Here is a 17,263-nt window from a genome sequence, read left to right as displayed (position 1 = left end):
GCACATGACGGGACTGGACAGGACAGAGAATCCGATCGTCGTCCTCGGTGCCACCGGTACGACCGGTTCGCGCGTGGCGGCACTGCTCGAGGACGCCGGGCGCGCGGTGCGCCGGGCATCGCGCCGCTCGGAATGGCGCTTCGACTGGGGTGACCCCGCAAGCTGGGGGCCGGTCGTCTCCGGCGCGGCGGGCGTGTACGTCGTCCTTCCCGAGGAGCCGATGGACCTCCATCCGTTCATCGAGACTCTCGACCGTGCGGGTGTCTCGCAGGTCGTGGTCCTGACGGCGCGGAACCCCGAGGTGAGCGGGGACGGGATTGCCGCAGGCGCCGAACGGGCCTTCGCCGCGGCGGATGCCGCCTCCACGTTCCTCCGTCCCTCCTGGTTCTCGCAGGGTTTCATCGACGGTCTGTTCGCCGCCCAGCTCGACGCCACCGGAGAGCTGCGGCTTCCCACAGGCGACGGGGGCGAGCCGTTCATCGACGCGGCCGACATCGCCCGCGTGGCGGCGCGCCTGTTGCTCGACGGCACGGGCCCGACGCACGTCGAGCTCTCCGGCCCCGAGGTGCTCACGTTCGCGGAGGCGGTCGAGATCGTCGCGCGGCGCACCGACCGGACCTTGCGATATGTCCACGTGGAGCCGGCGGAGTGGGCGGCCTCCGTGGCGGACTACCTGCCGCCGCGGATGGTCGGGGCGCTCGGGAACCTGTTCGCGGCCATCCGCGATGGCCGCGACGCCTATCTGTCTCCCGGGGTGTCGGAGGTGCTGGGGGTGCCGCCTCAGTCGCTCGGGGCGGTCGTCGACCGGTCTGCGGAGTTCCGGCGATGACTGTCGCTGAGGTCGGCGGTCCGGTGCCCCGCGGGGTCAGCCGACGGGCGGTGCTCGGTGCCGCGCTCGGTGTCTCCGCTGCCGTCGCCGCTGCAAGCGTCGGACAGGTGCCCACCGCTTCGGCGGCCCGAGCCCGTACCGATCTCGTGTTCATCCACGGTGGGTCCCACGGCGGCTGGGCGTGGCGGCGTGTGGTGGAGCGTCTCGACGTCCGGCGTGGTCGCATCCTCACGCCCACCCTTCCCGGGGTCGGTGATCGCGCGCATCGCCTCGCGCGCGGCATCACGTTCCAGGACGGAGTCGATGACATCGTGGCGAGCATCGAGGCGGAGGAGCTCGAGAACGTCGTCCTCGTCGGCCACAGCATCGGCGGAGCGTATGCCTCGGCGGTCGCAGAGCGGATCGCCCGCCGCCTGCGCGGGGCCGTGTATCTGGACGCCGTCGTCGTCGACCCCGGGGAGCGGGTCCTCGACGTCCTCACCCCGTCGAGTCGCGCCGCGCTGCCGACCGTGGTCGCTCAGGCCGGAGAGGGCTTCTTCGTCCCCAAACCGCGGGATCCCGAGATGTTCGGCGTCTTCCGTGAACCCGACGTCGCGTGGCTGCGGCGTCGCCTCACCGCGCACCCGTGGAGCAGTTGGGCGGACGTGGTGCCGCTCGAGGGCACGGGGCCTTCGGTCCCGCGGCTCTACGTCGATTGCACGGAGCCGTCGTTCGCCGATGTCGCGCCATCGAAGGAGCGCATACGCGCGCGGCCGGGAGAGTGGCAGGTGCAGCGGCTGACCGCGGGACATGACGCGCTCGTCACCGAACCGGCGGCCGTGGCCCGCCTCATCCGCGGTTTCTGCCGTGAGCTGTGATCACCCCGAGCGCGATCCGATCGACGCCGTTTCGTAGTGGCGCGGACTCACACCAAACCGCCGCTTGAACGCGGTGCTGAGGGCGAACTCGTCCGAGTAGCCGAGGCGCTCGGCGATCTCCTTGAGCGGAGTGTCGGGCGCTTCGTCGAGGATCTCCATCGCGTGCGCCATGCGCCAGCGTGCGAGGTGGGCGGAGGGAGTCGTACCGACCACGTCCCGGAAGGTCTTCGCGAAGGCGGATCGCGAGAGGTGAGCCAGGGCCGCCATCTCCGCGACGGTCCAGGACCGCGCCGGATCTCGGTGCAGGGCGGTGAGGACCGCTCCGATGCGTGGATGCGCGATCCCGCCGATCCACCCTGGCGGTGCAGGGGAGGCGGCTATCCACGCGAGGACGGCAGCGGTCGCCGCGACCTCCGTGAGTTTGGGGAAGAGCCCCGCACGGGACCCTTCACTGCCGACCGACGACCGTGGACAACACCGGCGTCTCGTCCACGATGATGAGACGCGGCAGCTCGCGTTCGAGGAGTGCATAGACGTGGCCGCGACTCTCGAAGGAGATGATCCCCGCGGCCTCCGCGTCGAGAAACCCGATGCTCTCCTCGGCGGAGAGACAGACGACAGCGACCTGACGGGGCCTCACCGCGATCGCGCGACCGTCCCGGAGCAGGTGCAGCCCGGCGGCGCCGGCCATGACGAGCAGCTGCCGTCCAGCGGCGCCGGGGCCGCCGTCGCCCGTCAGAGTGGCTCCGATGCCGGGGAGCGTGAGGGGCTCTGCCGACACCACCCTCATGCTGGTGAGTGCCCGGTTCACCGAATCCAGCCCCATTCCTCCATTGTTCCGCGTCGCGCGGGGCGGGGATCCGCATCGCCGAGGCGTTCAGCGGACGGAAAAGAACGGTTCCTACCGTGGGGCCAGGGCAAGAGCCCTGGTCCGCGCCCGCGCGGGTGTCCTGCCACGAAGGAAGAACCTCCTCATGACGAACACCACAGCCTCCGCCTCCTCCGCCTCGTCGCTCGGACTCCTCGTCCTGCGCATCGTCGTCGGCGCGATCTTCGCCGCCCACGGCGCCCAGAAGATCTTCGAGTTCACGATCCCCGGGACCATCGGCAGCTTCGCCGGCATGGGGGTCCCGCTCGCCGAGATCGCCGCGCCCGTCGTCGCCTTCCTCGAGCTCATCGGCGGGATCCTGCTGATCCTCGGACTGCTGACGCGTCCGGTCGGCATCCTCCTCGCCGTCGACATGCTGGTGGCCCTCGTGCTCGTGCACCTGCCCGCGGGCCTGTGGGTGACGGCCGGCGGCTACGAGTTCGTCGCCGTGCTCGGTGCGGCGGCTCTGGCGCTCGCGCTCACGGGGGCGGGGCGCTACTCCATCGACGCCGCGGCACTCCGCGGACGCGCGCCGGCCTGGCTCGCCTGACGGGTCAGCCGCCCGCCTCGCGCGCCGGATCCACGCGGCGGACGAGGACCCAGGTGTTGCCGAGATCGGTGACCGTGTGGGTGAACTCGTCGAGCGCCGCCTGCGACAGCGCGAGTCCGCGTCCGCTCTCCGCCTCCTCGCCCGGCATCGTCACCGCGTCCCAGTCGATCGGTGCCGGCGGGGCGGTGTCGCGGGTGTAGGCGCGCAGCTCCTCCGCCGTCACGCGGACGTCGATGCTCAGGACGACGTCCGCGTGCTCGTTGTGCTGCGCGATGTTGGTCGTGACCTCGCTGAGCGCGAGGGTGAACAGCACCTGGTCCTGAGCCGGAACCTCCGGAGCGTGAGTCCAGAGCCGGTCGAGCTCATCGAGGGCGCGGTCGACGAGGGCGAGCCCGGCGGGCCCGTCGATGTGGAAGGAGCGGGTGTCAGCGTCCATCGAACGCCGATTCCGGCGTCGGGTAGTCGCGGAGCACGCGATCCAGGTTGGTGAGGTGGAGGACGGTGCGCACGGCCTCGGGGACGGCGGCGATGCGCAGATCGCCTCCGGCCACCCGGGCGCTCTTGAGGCCGCCCACCAGGGCGCCGAGGCCCGAGGAGTCGACGAACTCGGTGCCGCTGAGGTCGATCGCGATGCGCGGCTGCCCGGCGGCGACGAGGTCGCTCACCGCGTTGCGCAGCAACGGCGCGCCCGAGGCGGTCAGGCGCCCCGTGATCGCGACGACGGCGTAGCCGTCCCTGGTGTCAGTGCTGACGTTCATTCGACTCCTTCTCGAGGACCTGCGCGGCGGGGCCGCGATAGCGTGCCGCCTGGATGATGACGCTGAGGACGACCAGGTCGTACAGGACCCAGGCGGTGTTGACGAGCGTGCCGGTGCCGTCGCCGGTGCCGACGATGACCCGGGCGACCCCGATGACGAGGGCGATCACGAGCACGACCATGGCGGTGAGCTGCGGCCAGATCTCGCGCCAGGGGACGCCGCGTGGGTCTCGGCCGTCCTTCCGCGTCACGGCGAAGGACAGCGGCCGGCCGAGCACGACGTTGGCGAAGGCCGTCCAGCACGCGCGGATCCACACGGGGAACAGCGCAAGCGAGTACTGCTGACCTCGCCAGGTCTTCACCCCCTTCGCGACCACGAGGAACAGCGCCTGGTTGACGAGGAAGTACGGCAGGAACCGTGCGAAGAAGTCGACCGACCAGGCGGTGACGGGGAGCACCCCGAACACGAGGTAGATCACCGGGGCGGCGAGGTAGACGATCGCGGCGAAGCCGGAGAGGTAGCTCCACATCGTCGCGAAGTACATGAGGCGCTGCCCCACCGAGAGTCCACGCTTGGCCAGGGGGTTGTCGCGCAGCATCACCTGCAGCGTCCCCTGGGCCCACCGCAGCCGCTGCGTGAGCATCGTCCGGAGGTCTTCCGGGGCGAGGCCGTTCGCCAGGATCTCGTGGTGGTAGACGCTCTTCCAGCCGAGGGCGTGCAGCTGCATCGCCGTCGCCATGTCCTCCGTCACCGAGATCGTGGCGAGGGGGAGGATCGGCTGCGCCTCATCGGCCCGGTCGAGGCGGAGCGCGTCGAGCAGTCCGCGGACGGCCTCCACGGCGGTGAGGGGCGAGAGGTCCGAGGCGGCCAGCGCGTCGAGCCCCGCCTCGTCCACCACGACCTGTCCGAGTTCCGCGTCGTGCTGCACCGGCAGGGACTCGATCACCGCGAGATCGGCGCGGATGCCCTCCAGGTCGTGCGCCACGAGGATCCGGGAGGCGTTGTCGACAGCTTCCCCCACGCGCGCGGCGACCTCGGCGACCGACGTACCCGCGGCGAGCTCCTTGCGTCCGCGGGCGATCGCGATGCGCAGCGCCCCGAGCTCGGTGGCGAGCGCCGGGTCGGTCGCACCGTCGGCCTCGCGGGCGATCAGGGCCTCGGAGGTCTTGAGTGCTCGCGCGGCGGACTCCGTCACACTCCGGACGTAGCCGACGATCCCGAGCTGCATGAGCGCCTCGCGGCGGAGCACGGCGTTCGACCCGCAGAAGAAGGCCGCGTTCCAGCCGTCCTTCCCCTGCTGGATCGGTCCGTAGAACAGCGGCGCCTGGCTGCCGAGCGGATCCGCCTCGTCGACGTTCACGAACCACTGCGGCGTCTGCACGAGGGCGACCTCCGGATCATCCGCGAAGTAGCCGAGCGTGCGGTGCAGGATCAGCGGGTCGGGCACCTGGTCGGCGTCGAGGATGAGGAGGAACTCGCCGTCGGTCTGGAAGAGCGCGCTGTTGAGATTGCCGGCCTTCGCATGCCGGGGCTTGCCCGTCCAGTCCTCGGAGCGGGTGAGATAGCCCACGCCCGCGGCCCTGGCCTCCGCTGCGAGTTCGGGGCGGGAGCCGTCGTCGAGGATCCAGGTGGAGTGCGGATAGGCGATCCGCTTCGCCGCCCTGGCGGTCGTCATGACGAGCTCGATCGGCTCGTCGTAGGTCGTGATGAAGACATCGACCGTGCCCTGCGGAGGCGATACCGGCGCCGGACGCTCCTTCGCGCGCCACATCGTCAGGCAGAAGAGGAACGTGTCGATGAGGCTGTAGGTCTCGGCGATCACGAGCGGCACCGCGATCCACCAGGCCGACCAGTTCACCGACTCCAGCCACCGCCACGCGACGTAGTTCACGCCGAGCAGGACCGAGAGGAGTGCGAGGACGCGGATCGTCGCGAACCGCGCGGTCATGTGTCCCTCCGCACGACGACGACGGTGATGTCGTCGGTCGCGCGCTCGTCGTTCGCGAGCCGCAGAGCCTCGCCCACAGCGCCGCCGGGGCCCATCTCTGCGAGGACGCGCTCGACGTGGCCGAACGGGTCGTCCGGGTCGAGCACGTCGAGGAGTCCATCGCTGCAGCAGATGAAGGCATCGCCCGGTTCCAGGCGGGTGGTCACCGGAACCCGGGGGTCGGCAAGGCCCATGCCCATGCCGAGGGGCAGATTCGTGGAACGCAGCGGCGTCCACGACCCGTCCGCCCGGACGACGAATGCGAGGCTGTGGCCGGCGTCGATGACCTCGAGGTCTCCCGTCTCCGGCTGCAGCTCGGCGACGACGGCCGTGACGAACATCGACGTGTCCGCGAGATCGTCCTCGAGCAGGCGGTCCACCTCGATCACGGCGTCGGACAGCGAGCGCTCCGGCGCCGTCCGCAGGGAGGCGCGCACCGTGGCCGCGACCAGCGCCGGTCCCGTGCCCTTGCCCATCGCGTCGGCCAGCGTCACGCGCAGGGCCTCCCCGTGGCGTTAGAAGTCGTAATAGTCCCCGGCGAGCGTTCCCCGTGGGGCGGCGCCGGCGGCGATCGTGTACCCATCGATCTCTGGATGCACCCGCGGGCGCAGGGCCCGCTGCACCACGGCGGCGTGGTCGACGTCAGCGTCCTGTGCCAGCTCCGTCTGCACCCAGAAAGCGAGGTCGCGCAGAAGGTCCTGCTGGGCGTCCGTGAACGTATGCGGCTCGGTGTCGAGCACACACAGCGTCCCGACCGGCTCGCCGCCCGGCGCGTGCAGCGGATGGGCCGCGTAGAACCGCAGGTGCGGGTCGCCGGTCACGAACGGGTTCTCGGCGAAGAGGTCGGTCGTGCTCGCATCCTCCACCACCACCGTCCGGTCCTGCGACACGGTGTAGTCGCAGAACGAGTCCTGGCGCGGTGCCTCGTTCCCCCCGAGGCCGATCTGCGATTTGCGCCACTGTCGGTCGCGGTCGATCAGCGAGACGCTGACCATCGGCACGCCGAACATCTCCTTCGCCAGTCGTGCCACTCGATCCACCCGCTCATCGGGTGGCGTGTCAAGGATCCCCAGTTCCTCGAGCGCTGCCTGTCGCCGTCGCTCGTCGAACATTCCCCCGGCCCTCCTCCGTGTTTATTCCCCTCATCCTAGGGAGGAACCGCAGCCGGAGCACCAGGGCGTCCACGCGGCATTCAGGCGAACCACAGGAAACGGTTCTGCGCAAGCCCCGCGGAGAACCGCTTCTCCGGATCTAGCATCGCGCCAGGACGGGAGCGCCGTGTCTGCACGTCCTCGGAAAGGAGGCAGGTGGATGCCGCTCAAGACCCGCCAGCGGGACCGGTACAACCGCCGGGAGGCCCTCGCCGGCTATCTCTTCATCTCGCCCTGGCTCATCGGATTTCTCATCTTCACGGCCGGCGCGATGTTCTACAGCCTGTACATCTCGTTCAGCAGCTACAACCTCGCCACGAACAGCGCCCGCCCGGTCGGCATCGACAACTACGCCAACCTCTTCGAGGACCCGCGGGTGGGCGTCTCGCTCGCGAACACGCTGTTCTACGTGGTGATGGCGGTGCCGCTGGAGATCGTGTTCGCGCTGATCCTCGCCCTGCTGCTCAACCGCGTCGGGCGCGGTGCGGGTGCCTTCCGCGTGCTCTACTACCTGCCGAAGATGACGCCGGCCGTCGCGACCGCGGCGGTGTTCTTCCTCCTCCTGAACGGCAACTCCGGAGCGATCAACCAGTTCCTCCGGCTGTTCGGCATCCAGGGGCCGCAGTGGCTCGTCGACCCCGCGTGGGTCAAGCCGAGCATCGTGATCATGACGCTGTGGACCGTCGCGGGGACCATGGTGATCTTCCTCGCAGCGCTGAAGAACGTGCCCGTCGAGCTGTACGAGGTGGCCTCGCTCGACGGGGCGGGACCGATCAGGAAGTTCTTCTCGATCACCCTCCCGATGATCTCGGGGGCCATGTTCTTCAACGTCATCGTGCTCTCGATCGCCGCGTTCCAGATCTTCGACCAGGCGTACCTGCTGTTCTGGCGGGATCAGAGCAATTCGTCACCGGAGGCATCCCTCTTCTACGCGATCTATCTGTTCCAGCAGGCGTTCCGGCAGTTCAACTTCGGCTTCGCGGCGGCGATGGCGTGGCTGCTCTTCGTCATCATCATGATCATCACGCTCATCCAGGTGAAGGTCGGCAACCGCTTCGTCTACTACGAGGGAGACCGCTGATGTCCCAGACCCTGCGCCAGGTCCCCGTCGAGACGAACGGGGACGACCTCCCCGAGACGGTTGCGGCCACGCCCCCGGCCCGGCCGCGGCGACGCCGGAGGCTGCAGCAGCCGAAGAGTCTCATCGCCCGCATCGTGCTGAACATCATCCTCGTGCTGTTCGCGTTGCTGTTCCTGTATCCCTTCGCCTGGCTCCTCGCGGCGAGCTTCAAGCCGCGAGGGGAGGTGTTCGACAACGCCCTCATCCCGAAGACCTTCGTGCCGGAGAACTACGTGGAGGTGTGGAATCAGCTCCCGCTGCTGAACTGGATGGGCAACAGCATCGCCATCGCGCTGCTCGCCGCCGGTGCCGTCGCGATCTCCAGCTCGATCGTGGCGTTCGGGTTCGCCTACTTCCGCTTCCCGGGGCGCGGTCTGCTGTTCGGCCTCGTGCTCGCGACGATGATGCTTCCCGGCGCGGTGACGATGATCCCGATCTACCTCATCTGGAAGGAGACCGGACTCCTCGGCACATGGGTGCCGCTGTGGGGTATGAACCTCTTCGGCTCGGCCTTCTACATCTTCCTGCAGCGTCAGTTCTTCCTCGGCCTGCCGCGGGAGCTGTTCGAGGCGGCGCGGCTCGACGGGGCCAGCGCCTGGGGACTGTTCTGGCGGATCGCGATGCCGCTGTCGATCCCGTCGTTCGTCATCGTGTTCCTGTTCGAGTTCCAGGCCAGCTGGAACAACCTGCAGGCCGCCCTCATCTACCTCAACGCCGGATCGGTGGACGAGTTCACCGCGCCGCTCGGCATCGCGTACGCCATGACCAAGTACAGCCCCACGGCGGGCGGTCACGGCGACTACCAGTACGTCATGGTCGCCTCCCTCCTGGTGACCCTCCCGATGCTCATCCTCTTCGCCTTCGGGCAGCGCGCCTTCATCGAGGGCGTCGCGACCCAGGGGCGCAAGGGATGACGAACCACAGATCGAAAGGAGCAGTCATGCGCACACGCATGCTGGGAATCACCGCGGTCGCCGCGGCATCCGTCCTCGTCCTCGCCGGGTGCGGCGGGGGAGGGGGAGACGACCAGGCGGCCGACGCCGACTTCGGGGCGGAGCCGAGCGGCACGCTGAAGGCGTGGGGCTTCGAGAACGCCGACGACGTCGGCACCTCGCGCATGGACTACGCCGCCGAGCAGCTGAAGGACGTCGAGGTCGACCTCGACGCGACGGCCTTCGACGCGCAGAAGTTCACCACCCGCATCGCGAGCGGCGACGTGCCCGACGTGGTGCAGATGGATCGCCGGTACGTGACCACGTATGCCGCGCAGGACCTCATCATGCCGCTCGACGAGTGCTTCGCGGCCCAGGACGTCTCGCCGCGCGACCACTGGTACCCCTTCGTCGTCGACGACGTCACCTACGACGACGCGGTGTGGGCGGTGCCGCAGTTCTACCAGCCGCCGGCGATCCTGCTGAACAAGGCCGTGCTCGACGAGGCGGGGGTGACGGCGGAGGAGATCGACACCTCGAAGCCCGACGTGCTGCTCGGCGCGATCGAGAAGATGTACCAGGAGTCCGGCGGTGTGCCCACGCGGCTCGGCTTCGACCCGGTCGCGACCGGTCAGGCCGGGCTATGGATCCTCGGCATGGGTGGCCAGCTCAACGATGAGAAGGGGGCGCCCACCCTGGACGACCCCAGCAACGTGGCCGGCATCGAGGTGCTCAAGCAGATCACCGACGCGCAGGGAGGCTTCGCGGCCGTCAAGAGCTTCAGCGACTCGTTCGACGCCTTCGGCGACCAGAACCAGTTCGTCGCCCAGCAGGTCGGGGCGCAGGTGAACGCGCAGTGGTACCCGAACGTGCTGAGCCCGTACGCCGACCAGATCGACGTCGAGGCGGTGCCGTTCCGGAACGCCGACGGGGAGCCGTTCTCGGTCGCCTCGGGCACCGCGTTCGTGATCCCGGCCGGCGCGGAGAACCCCGCGGCGGCGTGCGCGTGGATGGTCAACCTCACCTCCGACGACGCGTGGAACGCGGCGGGTGAGGCGCGTGCCGAGACCCTGAAGACCGACGGAGGGATCAACACCGGGCTGTTCACCGGGTCGCCGTCCGCCGACCAGTCCATCCGCGAGACCTTCGTCACCGACAGCGGCAACGCCGGCTTCGACCAGGTCATCTCCACCTACTACGACGTGGTGGACTACGGGCAGTCGTTCGGCTCCTCCCCGGCGGGCCAGGAGATCCAGAACGAGCTCAACAACGCCATCACGGCGGCGCTGCTCGGGGACAAGTCGCCCGAGGACGCGTTGAAGGAAGCGCAGGAGGCCGCGATGCGCGCGTACGAGAACGCCACGGCCGGCTAGCCCGGTCAGACGCGGAGGGACGGCGCCAGGCGGGCATCCCCGCCTGGCGCCGTGCGTCGCGCAGGCGGGCGTGGATGATGGTGGCATGGGAATCGACCGCTCCACCATCCGTGTCAAAGCCATGCTGGTCGCTCCGAGCGCGGACGGGATGTCTCACCTCGTCAGTGTCAACGCACCGACCACGGAGAATCCTCGGGGATACCATCGGCTGATCGGGGGGAGTGTCGAACTCGGCGAGTCTTTCCGGGACGCGATAGTCCGAGAGGTGGATGAAGAGCTCGGAGCACGCATCGACGGCCTCGAACACGTCGGGATCGTCGAGAACATCTTCCGCTTCAACGGTGAGATCGGCCATGAGATCGTCGCTCTGTACTCCGGCTCACTCGATCCGGCACCGGGCGTCGAAGGTGGGACCCTCACCGAGTCGGACGGCTCGGCCGTCCCTGTCGTGTGGCGCTCGTTCGACGACGCCGGCCACGAGGTTCCCCTGTACCCGACCGGAGCGGCTGACTTGATCCGAACGTCGCGCGAGGGGAGAGAGGCCGACCATGGACCAGCGTGAGCTCGACGAGCGGATCCGCGACTACTACGAGGAGCAGTTCGACGAATCCGTGCGGTTGACGACGCGGTCGGCGCAGGGGCCGCTGGAGCACCAGCGCATCCAGGAGCTGATCGCGGAGCACCTCGCCGAGGGTCGCGTGATCGATGTCGGAGGCGGGGCGGGCGTCCATGCGCGCTCGCTCCTCGACCGCGGACATCGGGTCACCCTCGTCGACCCGGTGCGGGGTCATGTCCGCAGTGCGGCGGAGCGAGGTGTGGACGCCCGCGTGGGCGATGCGCGCTCGCTGCCGTTCGCCGCGGACAGCTTCGATGCCGCCCTTCTCCTCGGCCCGCTCTACCACCTGGCCGATCGCGCGGACCGTCTCCAGGCGCTCGGCGAGGCCGCACGGGTGGTGCGATCCGGCGGCTGGGTGTTCGCGGCAGGCCTCTCGCGGTTCGTCGGATTCGGTCAACTCGCGCTGGGCGTGACCGAACTCCAGCTCGACGACGAGCACGGCGCCCTGCTGGAACACGGGACTCCCTCCTCGCGGGGTCGCTTCCCGGCGGGGCACTTCCATACGGCGGAGTCGCTCGCCGCGGAGGCCGTCTCCGCCGGACTCGACGTTCTGGAGGTCCATGGCGTCGAAGGGCCCGGCGGGCTGTTGCTGGAGGGGATGCCCGTGGAGGAGACGGCGCTCACGCAGGCGGCCCTCCAGCTGGCGCGAGCCGGGAGCACCGTTCCCGGAATCCGGGAGCTGAGCCCGCACCTCCTGGCCGTGTGTCGCGTGCGGTGACTCGGCCACAGTGTTGACTGTTAACAGTCAACACTGATAGCCTCGCGGTGTCGACAACACGGTCGACCCACGTAGAGGAGCAAAGATGCCCCGCATGCGCATCACTCGGGCGGCCGCTGCCTTCGCCGCCCTCGCCGCCACCGCTCTGGTGCTGTCGGCCTGCACGAAGGTCGACGAGAGCGAGGGGGCCGCCTCGACCTATCCCGAGGACGACATCCGGTTGATCATCCAGGCCAACCCCGGTGGCGGCTCCGACCTGTCGTCCCGCGCGCTCGCGACCGAGCTCGAGAAGATCCTCGGTGTCAGCGTGATCCCGGAGAACATGCCCGGAGCCGCGGGAGCGCTCGCGATGGAGTACGTCGGCTCGCAGGATCCGGACGGCTACGTCATCGGGTTCGCCCCGGTCGAGATCGCGATGCTCAACACGACCCAGAGCGCCGACGTGCTGCCCGACGACTTCGACCTGCTCGGACAGATCATGCTCGCCCCCGGCGTCATCACGGTGGGTGCGAACAGCGGCATCGAGACCCTCGACGACCTCGTGACCCAGGCGAAGTCCGGCGCGGTCACGGTCGCGAACTCCGGCGCCGGCTCGATCTGGGAGGCCGCCACGCTCGGCCTCGGCAAGGCCACGGACGCCGACTTCACCCCGGTCCCCTACGACGGTGGCGCCACGGCGGTCGCGGCCGCCGCATCCGGTGAGACCGTCGCCGCGGTCTCCGGACTCGGCGAGGCCCTCGCGCAGGGCGAGGCCGTCCGCATCCTCGCGGTCATGAACGACGAGCGTCACCCGGACGCGGAGGACGTCGAGACGGTCGAGGAGGCCATCGGCGAAGAGGTCGTCTTCGGCGGCTGGGGCGGCATCTATGCTCCGGCCGGCCTCCCCGACGACGTGCACGACGCCCTCGAGGCCGCCGTCAAGGAGGCCGTGGAGTCCGAGAGCTACCAGAAGTTCCAGGCGGACGCCGGCAACCTCGTGGTCTATCGCGACTCGGCGGAGTGGACCGGGTTCGTCGACGACCAGTTCGCCCTGTTCCAGGATCTCCTGGGCTGAACCCTCCGGTGGGGTCGGCACGCGCCGGCCCCGCCGCGTCCTCCGACGAAGGAGCACCATGACCAGCCCCGACACCGCGGCCGAGTCGGCCGCGCCGGGCGGCTACGAGGGGGCGACCGCCTCGCGACCCCTCGAGATCGCGTTCGCCGCCGTCGCCCTCGCGATCACCGCCGGCTATCTCTTCCTCGCCACGCAGATCCCGCTGCGCCGCGAGGCCGCCCCCGGACAGATCGACGCCCGCTTCTGGCCGCTCGTCATCGGCGTGACCGGCGTCGTGATCGCGATCGCGCTGCTCGCCGTGGCGATCACGCGACCGGCACCCACGCGGGAGGATCTCGAGCGCATCCAGCCGGGCGGCGTCCTCCGGGTGATCGCGACGATCGCGATCGCCGGTGCCTTCATCGCGCTCTGGTCCCTCGGCTCGGTCATCCTCTTCGGCTACCGGATCGAGGTCTTCCCGATCGCCTGCGCCCTGCTCATGGCCGCACTGATGCTCCTCTCCGGCCACCGCCGCTGGCTGAGCCTCGTCATCTACTCCGCCGCCGTCACGGCGTTCGTCTACGTCGTCTTCGGCATGCTCCTGAGGATCCCCCTGTGAACCCGCTCTTGGAGGGGCTGAACTCGCTCCTCGACATCTCGATCCTGCTGTACATGGCGGTCGGCCTCGTCCTCGGCTTCATGGTCGGCGCCTTCCCCGGCATCACCGCGACCATGGCCGTCGCGCTCGCGGCCGGCTTCACCATGACCCTCGAACCCGTGCAGGGCCTCGCGGTGCTGCTGACGATCTACGTCGCGGCGAACTTCGGCGACCGGGTGCCGTCCATCCTCATCAACACCCCGGGGACTCCCGCCTCCATCGCCACCACCCTCGACGGCTATCCGATGGCGAAACAGGGCAGGGCCGGTCTCGCGCTGACGATCTCCGCGATCGTGTCGGCCGTCGGCATCCTCGCCTCGCTCGTGCTCTTCTCCGTCGCCGCCGTGCCGATCGCCAGCTTCGCCCGGGACTACTTCAAGTCGCCCGAGCTGTTCGCGCTCGTCGTCTTCGGCATCGCGATCATGATCGGCATCTCGTCCAAGTCGATGCTCAAGGGCATCCTCGCGGGCCTCTTCGGACTCATGCTCGGCAGTGTCGGAACGTACGCCGCCACCGCCGACCAGCGCTTCACGTTCGGTGTGCTGGAACTCGTCGAGGGTGTGAACTTCATCGCCGTCATCATCGGCCTCTTCGGCATCGCCGAGCTGTTCGACCAGCTCCTCACGCACCGGAAGTCGCACGTCCGACCGATCTCGAGCCTCGGGCGGTGGTGGCCGAACCGCGCGGAGCTGAAGCAGAGCGGACGGGCCACCGCGGTCGGCGGCGCGGTCGGCCTCGGTGTCGGCCTCATCCCGGCGGCCGGCGGCGACATCGCCGGGCTCATCGGCTGGGAGCGGGCGCGCAAGGCGTCGAAGCACCCGGAGATGTTCGGCAAGGGGTCGATCGAGGGCGTCGCCGCGTCCGACACCGCCTCCAGCGCCACGCTCGGGGGCTCGCTGACCACCACGATGGCACTCGGCATCCCCGGGGACTCCGTCATGGCGGTGATGATCGGCTCGATGATCATCTGGGGCATCACCCCCGGGCCCACGCTGTTCACCAACCGCCCCGACCTCGTCGTCTCGATCGTCGGGATCATGCTCGTCGCGACCCTGCTGTCGCTCGCGCTGAGCCTCGTGCGGATGAAGGGCATGGTCAAGCTGCTCGACGTGCCGCAGCCGTATCTGTGGAGCGGCATCCTCATCTTCTGCATCATCGGCACATACGCCACCTCGAACAGCCTGTCGACGGTCGTCACGATGCTCGTCTTCGGTGTGGTCGGCGTGCTGCTCAAGCGCATGCAGGTCCCGGCAGGACCCGTGGTGCTCGGTCTCCTGCTCGGTCCGCTCGCCGAGGAGAACCTCGCCCGCACGCTGGCGATCCTGCCGACGCGGCCGTTCTTCGAGGTCGTCAGCCCGATCGCCCTCGTCCTGCTCGCGCTCGCGGTGCTGTCGATCGTGATGCCCGCGATCCGCGCCGCCCGTACGCCCCGCGCCGAGCGGGCCTCGTTGGAGGACTCGATCCTCCACACCGACAGCATCGTGCAGATCGAGAAGGCGCACGACGAGCTCGCGGCGCAGCCCGACCTGCTCACCTCCACCGTCCGCAACGTCGACGCCGGTGCGCGCCGGGGACGCACCGACCGCAAGAACCGCAAGAGCACGACCCCCGAGGAGACCGAGAAGTGACCCGCTACGACATCCTGACCGCCGTCCCGACCGCGTTCCACCGCGACGGGACCCTCGACCTCGACGGGTCGCGTGCGATCTTCCGGTTCGTGGCCGACTCGGGAAACGAGGGCGCCTTCGTCCTCGGCACCACGGGCGAGTTCCCCGCCGTGGACGCGGACGAGTTCCGGGCGCTCGTGGGTGCCGCGCTGGAGGTGCTGGCCGACCGGATGCGCGTCATCGTGCACGTGGGACAGCCGAGCACCTTCGAGGCCGTGCGCCTGGTCGGCATCGCGAAGGAGCTGGGGGCCACGGAGTTCGCGGCCCTCACCCCCTACTACCTGCGTGCCACGGACGACGCGATCCTCGACTACTACCGCGCCGTCTCGGCCGCCGTGGGGGAGGGGCGCCTTTACGTCTACATCTATCCCGCGCGCAGCGGGAACCCCGTCTCGCCGGAGCTGCTCGTGCGCATCGCCGCCCTGCCGAACGTGGTCGGTGCGAAGGTGAGCGAGCTCTCGCTCGACGACATCGCGGCGTACCGCGCGGTGGTGCCGGCCGACTTCGAGCTCTACACCGGCGCCGATCGTGACCTCATCGCAGCCGTCGAAGCGGGCGCGCAGGGCGTCGTCTCGGGTGTCTCCTCCGTGACGCCGAAGCCGTTCCGCGCCCTCGCTGACGCCGGACGCTCCGGCGATGCCGATGCCATCGCCGCGGCGCAGGCCGCCGTGGACGACGTCGTCGCGCTCATCGGCGGCGACATGGCGCGCATGAAGGAGGCGTACCGCGTGCTCGACGTCGTGGACACGCACTGCCGTATGGCCATCGCCGAGCCCTCCGCCGACCAGCGGGCGGCCGTCGCACAGGTGGTGGCCGCGCACCGCTGACGCGGATCCTCGCGGAGGGCTGAGGCTGAAACCGGTTACAGTGGGTGCCCATGGCCACGATCTACGACGTCGCGCGGCGGGCCGGCGTCTCCCCGGCCACGGTCTCGCGTGTCTTCAACGGCACGAGCGTGTCGGAGGAGAAGGCGGCGGCGGTGCGGGCGGCGGCCGAGGAACTGCGCTTCACCCCGAACCGGACGGCGCGTACGCTGCGGACCCAGACCTCCGAAGTCATCGCCCTGGTGATCCCGGACATCGAGAACCCGTACTTCACCGAGATGGCGCGCGGCGTGGAGGATGCGGCGTCCGAAGCGGGGTATTCCGTCGTGCTGTGCAACTCCGACGCCCAGGCTGAGAAGGAGGCGACGTACCTTCGGATCGCGATCGCCGAGAACATGTCGGGCGTCATCATCGCGACGGCGGACGAGCACTCGGATCTGGGGCCGGTGCGGGCGACGGGACGGCCGGTCGTTGCGGTGGACCGTCGCACGGACGCCGACATCGACGGTGTGGTCATGGCCAACCGGGAGGCGGGCGCCGCAGCGACGCAGAGCCTGCTCGACGCCGGGTATCGGCGCATCGCGTACATCGGTGGCCCCGCGCACATCGACACTGCGGCGGAGCGTGCGGAAGGCTGGCGGGAAGCGCTCTCGGCGATGGATTCCGATCATGACCTCTCCTCGCTCCAGCGCTTCGCCACGTTCCGCGTCGACGGCGGGCGCGCGGCCATGGAGGAGCTCCTCGCGCTGCCGGAGCCGCCGGACGCGGTGGTCGCCGGGAACAACCTCATCGGCGTCGGCGCGATCCAGGTCCTCACCGAGCGCGGACTCACCCCGCCGCAGCTCGGCGTCGCGGTGATCGGGTCGCTGCCCTTCACGACGCTGTCGCCGTCCGCCGTCACCGTGGTGAGGCTCCCCGCGCGCCTCATGGGTGTGACGGCGGCGCGGATGCTGCTGGATCGGATCAAGGGCGACGAGCAACCGGCCCGGACGATCGTCCTCTCCGGCGAGGTGCAGCGCGCGGCCGCGCGCGCCTGAACGGGGCGTCGCTACTGCGAGCGCCAGAATCGCGCCGCGAGGTTCGTCATCTCCTTGTCGAGATCGTCGACCTTCACCTCCAATCGATCGAGGCGGTGATCGAGGCCATCGAGCCGCGCGGTCATCTCGCCACGGAGGCCGATCATCTCGCCACGCAGCCCGATCATCGCCCCGTGCAGCGCACCCATCGCCGCGCGCAGCCCGCCGACCTCGCGCATCATCACTGCGTGCAGCGCCGCCAACGCCCCGTGGAGTCCGCTGACCTCGTTCGTCATGTCGGTGCGG

21 protein-coding genes are annotated in these 17,263 nt (G+C 69.7%); 13 read left to right on the top strand and 8 right to left on the bottom strand.

Features of this window, described 5'->3' with window-relative positions; all coding sequences use genetic code 11:
• Positions 1-4: 4 nt before the first annotated feature.
• Both AUV07_RS14640 and AUV07_RS14635 read left to right on the top strand, forming a co-directional pair.
• Entirely contained in the window at positions 5-829 is an 825-nt protein-coding gene (locus AUV07_RS14640; RefSeq protein ID WP_062637265.1) for a hypothetical protein, read from the top strand.
• Positions 826-1,686, top strand: coding sequence for an alpha/beta fold hydrolase (locus AUV07_RS14635; RefSeq protein ID WP_082802987.1), 861 nt, complete (start codon positions 826-828; stop codon positions 1,684-1,686). Before AUV07_RS14640 ends, AUV07_RS14635 begins: the two co-directional genes overlap by 4 nt.
• On the opposite strand, the gene AUV07_RS18145 is transcribed toward AUV07_RS14635, so the two are convergent.
• Both AUV07_RS18145 and AUV07_RS14625 read right to left on the bottom strand, forming a co-directional pair.
• Positions 1,687-2,217 carry a helix-turn-helix transcriptional regulator gene (locus AUV07_RS18145; RefSeq protein ID WP_082802986.1) on the bottom strand — a complete coding sequence of 177 codons (531 nt, stop codon included), beginning with the start codon at positions 2,215-2,217 and terminating at the stop codon, positions 1,687-1,689.
• Positions 2,135-2,512, bottom strand: a complete 378-nt coding sequence (locus tag AUV07_RS14625) for a hypothetical protein (protein WP_062637263.1) — start codon at positions 2,510-2,512, stop codon at positions 2,135-2,137. Before AUV07_RS14625 ends, AUV07_RS18145 begins: the two co-directional genes overlap by 83 nt.
• A gap of 148 nt (positions 2,513-2,660) precedes the next feature.
• On the opposite strand from AUV07_RS14625, the gene AUV07_RS14620 reads away from it, so the two are divergent.
• Complete coding sequence (locus AUV07_RS14620) at positions 2,661-3,104, top strand: DoxX family protein (RefSeq protein WP_060921594.1); 444 nt, start codon at positions 2,661-2,663, stop codon at positions 3,102-3,104.
• Between the two features lie 4 nt (positions 3,105-3,108).
• Here the strand turns inward: AUV07_RS14620 and AUV07_RS14615 are convergent, their stop codons facing one another.
• Genes AUV07_RS14615 through AUV07_RS17680 form a run of 5 tightly spaced genes read right to left on the bottom strand, consistent with a single transcriptional unit; the run spans position 3,109 to position 6,961 of the window.
• Positions 3,109-3,540, bottom strand: a complete 432-nt coding sequence (locus tag AUV07_RS14615) for an ATP-binding protein (protein ID WP_062637262.1) — start codon at positions 3,538-3,540, stop codon at positions 3,109-3,111.
• Complete coding sequence (locus tag AUV07_RS14610; RefSeq protein ID WP_025102664.1) at positions 3,530-3,862, bottom strand: STAS domain-containing protein; 333 nt, start codon at positions 3,860-3,862, stop codon at positions 3,530-3,532. The genes AUV07_RS14615 and AUV07_RS14610 overlap by 11 nt, the downstream gene beginning before the upstream one ends.
• Positions 3,846-5,810, bottom strand: a complete 1,965-nt coding sequence (locus AUV07_RS14605) for a glycosyltransferase family 2 protein (RefSeq protein WP_062637261.1) — start codon at positions 5,808-5,810, stop codon at positions 3,846-3,848. Before AUV07_RS14605 ends, AUV07_RS14610 begins: the two co-directional genes overlap by 17 nt.
• Complete coding sequence (locus tag AUV07_RS17685; RefSeq protein ID WP_157524102.1) at positions 5,807-6,343, bottom strand: PP2C family protein-serine/threonine phosphatase; 537 nt, start codon at positions 6,341-6,343, stop codon at positions 5,807-5,809. Before AUV07_RS17685 ends, AUV07_RS14605 begins: the two co-directional genes overlap by 4 nt.
• Before the next feature lie 21 nt (positions 6,344-6,364).
• Entirely contained in the window at positions 6,365-6,961 is a 597-nt protein-coding gene (locus AUV07_RS17680) for a GAF domain-containing protein (RefSeq protein WP_157524100.1), read from the bottom strand.
• 199 nt (positions 6,962-7,160) lie between these two features.
• On the opposite strand from AUV07_RS17680, the gene AUV07_RS14595 reads away from it, so the two are divergent.
• The 10 genes from AUV07_RS14595 to AUV07_RS14550 all read left to right on the top strand — a co-directional run bounded on the left by AUV07_RS14595 (position 7,161) and on the right by AUV07_RS14550 (position 16,978).
• The gene (locus AUV07_RS14595) at positions 7,161-8,081 is read left to right on the top strand and encodes a carbohydrate ABC transporter permease (protein ID WP_062637259.1); all 921 of its coding nucleotides are present in this window, start codon (positions 7,161-7,163) and stop codon (positions 8,079-8,081) included.
• Positions 8,081-9,034, top strand: coding sequence for a carbohydrate ABC transporter permease (locus AUV07_RS14590; RefSeq protein ID WP_157524098.1), 954 nt, complete (start codon positions 8,081-8,083; stop codon positions 9,032-9,034). The genes AUV07_RS14595 and AUV07_RS14590 overlap by 1 nt, the downstream gene beginning before the upstream one ends.
• Positions 9,035-9,060: 26 nt before the next feature.
• Positions 9,061-10,425, top strand: coding sequence for an extracellular solute-binding protein (locus AUV07_RS14585; RefSeq protein ID WP_062637257.1), 1,365 nt, complete (start codon positions 9,061-9,063; stop codon positions 10,423-10,425).
• 85 nt (positions 10,426-10,510) lie between these two features.
• Positions 10,511-10,987, top strand: coding sequence for an NUDIX domain-containing protein (locus AUV07_RS14580; protein WP_062637255.1), 477 nt, complete (start codon positions 10,511-10,513; stop codon positions 10,985-10,987).
• Positions 10,974-11,759, top strand: a complete 786-nt coding sequence (locus AUV07_RS14575; RefSeq protein WP_062637254.1) for a class I SAM-dependent methyltransferase — start codon at positions 10,974-10,976, stop codon at positions 11,757-11,759. The genes AUV07_RS14580 and AUV07_RS14575 overlap by 14 nt, the downstream gene beginning before the upstream one ends.
• 94 nt (positions 11,760-11,853) lie before the next feature.
• On the top strand, positions 11,854-12,813 hold the full coding sequence (locus tag AUV07_RS14570) for a tripartite tricarboxylate transporter substrate binding protein (protein ID WP_231729519.1): 960 nt from the start codon (positions 11,854-11,856) through the stop codon (positions 12,811-12,813).
• 58 nt (positions 12,814-12,871) lie between these two features.
• Positions 12,872-13,411, top strand: a complete 540-nt coding sequence (locus AUV07_RS14565) for a tripartite tricarboxylate transporter TctB family protein (protein WP_062637248.1) — start codon at positions 12,872-12,874, stop codon at positions 13,409-13,411.
• Positions 13,408-15,078 (top strand): tripartite tricarboxylate transporter permease, encoded by a 1,671-nt coding sequence (locus AUV07_RS14560; RefSeq protein WP_062637246.1) that lies wholly within the window; start codon positions 13,408-13,410, stop codon positions 15,076-15,078. The genes AUV07_RS14565 and AUV07_RS14560 overlap by 4 nt, the downstream gene beginning before the upstream one ends.
• On the top strand, positions 15,075-15,944 hold the full coding sequence (locus AUV07_RS14555) for a dihydrodipicolinate synthase family protein (protein ID WP_062637244.1): 870 nt from the start codon (positions 15,075-15,077) through the stop codon (positions 15,942-15,944). The genes AUV07_RS14560 and AUV07_RS14555 overlap by 4 nt, the downstream gene beginning before the upstream one ends.
• 50 nt (positions 15,945-15,994) lie before the next feature.
• On the top strand, positions 15,995-16,978 hold the full coding sequence (locus AUV07_RS14550) for a LacI family DNA-binding transcriptional regulator (RefSeq protein WP_062637242.1): 984 nt from the start codon (positions 15,995-15,997) through the stop codon (positions 16,976-16,978).
• 11 nt (positions 16,979-16,989) lie between these two features.
• Here AUV07_RS14550 and AUV07_RS17855 read toward each other — a convergent pair.
• A partial coding sequence (locus AUV07_RS17855) for a hypothetical protein (protein WP_062637240.1) occupies positions 16,990-17,263 on the bottom strand: 274 nt, incomplete at its 5' end.

The sequence above is a fragment of the Microbacterium sp. CH1 genome (assembly GCF_001595495.1).
Classification (GTDB): Bacteria; Actinomycetota; Actinomycetes; order Actinomycetales; family Microbacteriaceae; genus Microbacterium.
This window is presented reverse-complemented; position numbering and strand designations above follow the sequence as displayed.

What these genes read in the sequence shown, in the direction of transcription:
- AUV07_RS14625 (WP_062637263.1), bottom strand. Translation starts at nt 2,512, where the DNA reads ATGGGGCTGGATTCGGTGAACCGGGCACTCACCAGCATGAGGGTGGTG.
- AUV07_RS14615 (WP_062637262.1), bottom strand. Translation starts at nt 3,540, where the DNA reads ATGGACGCTGACACCCGCTCCTTCCACATCGACGGGCCCGCCGGGCTC.
- AUV07_RS14620 (WP_060921594.1), top strand. Translation starts at nt 2,661, where the DNA reads ATGACGAACACCACAGCCTCCGCCTCCTCCGCCTCGTCGCTCGGACTC.
- AUV07_RS14580 (WP_062637255.1), top strand. Translation starts at nt 10,511, where the DNA reads ATGGGAATCGACCGCTCCACCATCCGTGTCAAAGCCATGCTGGTCGCT.
- AUV07_RS14590 (WP_157524098.1), top strand. Translation starts at nt 8,081, where the DNA reads ATGTCCCAGACCCTGCGCCAGGTCCCCGTCGAGACGAACGGGGACGAC.
- AUV07_RS14565 (WP_062637248.1), top strand. Translation starts at nt 12,872, where the DNA reads ATGACCAGCCCCGACACCGCGGCCGAGTCGGCCGCGCCGGGCGGCTAC.
- AUV07_RS14610 (WP_025102664.1), bottom strand. Translation starts at nt 3,862, where the DNA reads ATGAACGTCAGCACTGACACCAGGGACGGCTACGCCGTCGTCGCGATC.
- AUV07_RS14640 (WP_062637265.1), top strand. Translation starts at nt 5, where the DNA reads ATGACGGGACTGGACAGGACAGAGAATCCGATCGTCGTCCTCGGTGCC.
- AUV07_RS14595 (WP_062637259.1), top strand. Translation starts at nt 7,161, where the DNA reads ATGCCGCTCAAGACCCGCCAGCGGGACCGGTACAACCGCCGGGAGGCC.
- AUV07_RS14570 (WP_231729519.1), top strand. Translation starts at nt 11,854, where the DNA reads ATGCGCATCACTCGGGCGGCCGCTGCCTTCGCCGCCCTCGCCGCCACC.
- AUV07_RS14585 (WP_062637257.1), top strand. Translation starts at nt 9,061, where the DNA reads ATGCGCACACGCATGCTGGGAATCACCGCGGTCGCCGCGGCATCCGTC.
- AUV07_RS14635 (WP_082802987.1), top strand. Translation starts at nt 826, where the DNA reads ATGACTGTCGCTGAGGTCGGCGGTCCGGTGCCCCGCGGGGTCAGCCGA.
- AUV07_RS18145 (WP_082802986.1), bottom strand. Translation starts at nt 2,217, where the DNA reads ATGCACTCCTCGAACGCGAGCTGCCGCGTCTCATCATCGTGGACGAGA.
- AUV07_RS14605 (WP_062637261.1), bottom strand. Translation starts at nt 5,810, where the DNA reads ATGACCGCGCGGTTCGCGACGATCCGCGTCCTCGCACTCCTCTCGGTC.
- AUV07_RS14550 (WP_062637242.1), top strand. Translation starts at nt 15,995, where the DNA reads ATGGCCACGATCTACGACGTCGCGCGGCGGGCCGGCGTCTCCCCGGCC.
- AUV07_RS17680 (WP_157524100.1), bottom strand. Translation starts at nt 6,961, where the DNA reads ATGTTCGACGAGCGACGGCGACAGGCAGCGCTCGAGGAACTGGGGATC.
- AUV07_RS14575 (WP_062637254.1), top strand. Translation starts at nt 10,974, where the DNA reads ATGGACCAGCGTGAGCTCGACGAGCGGATCCGCGACTACTACGAGGAG.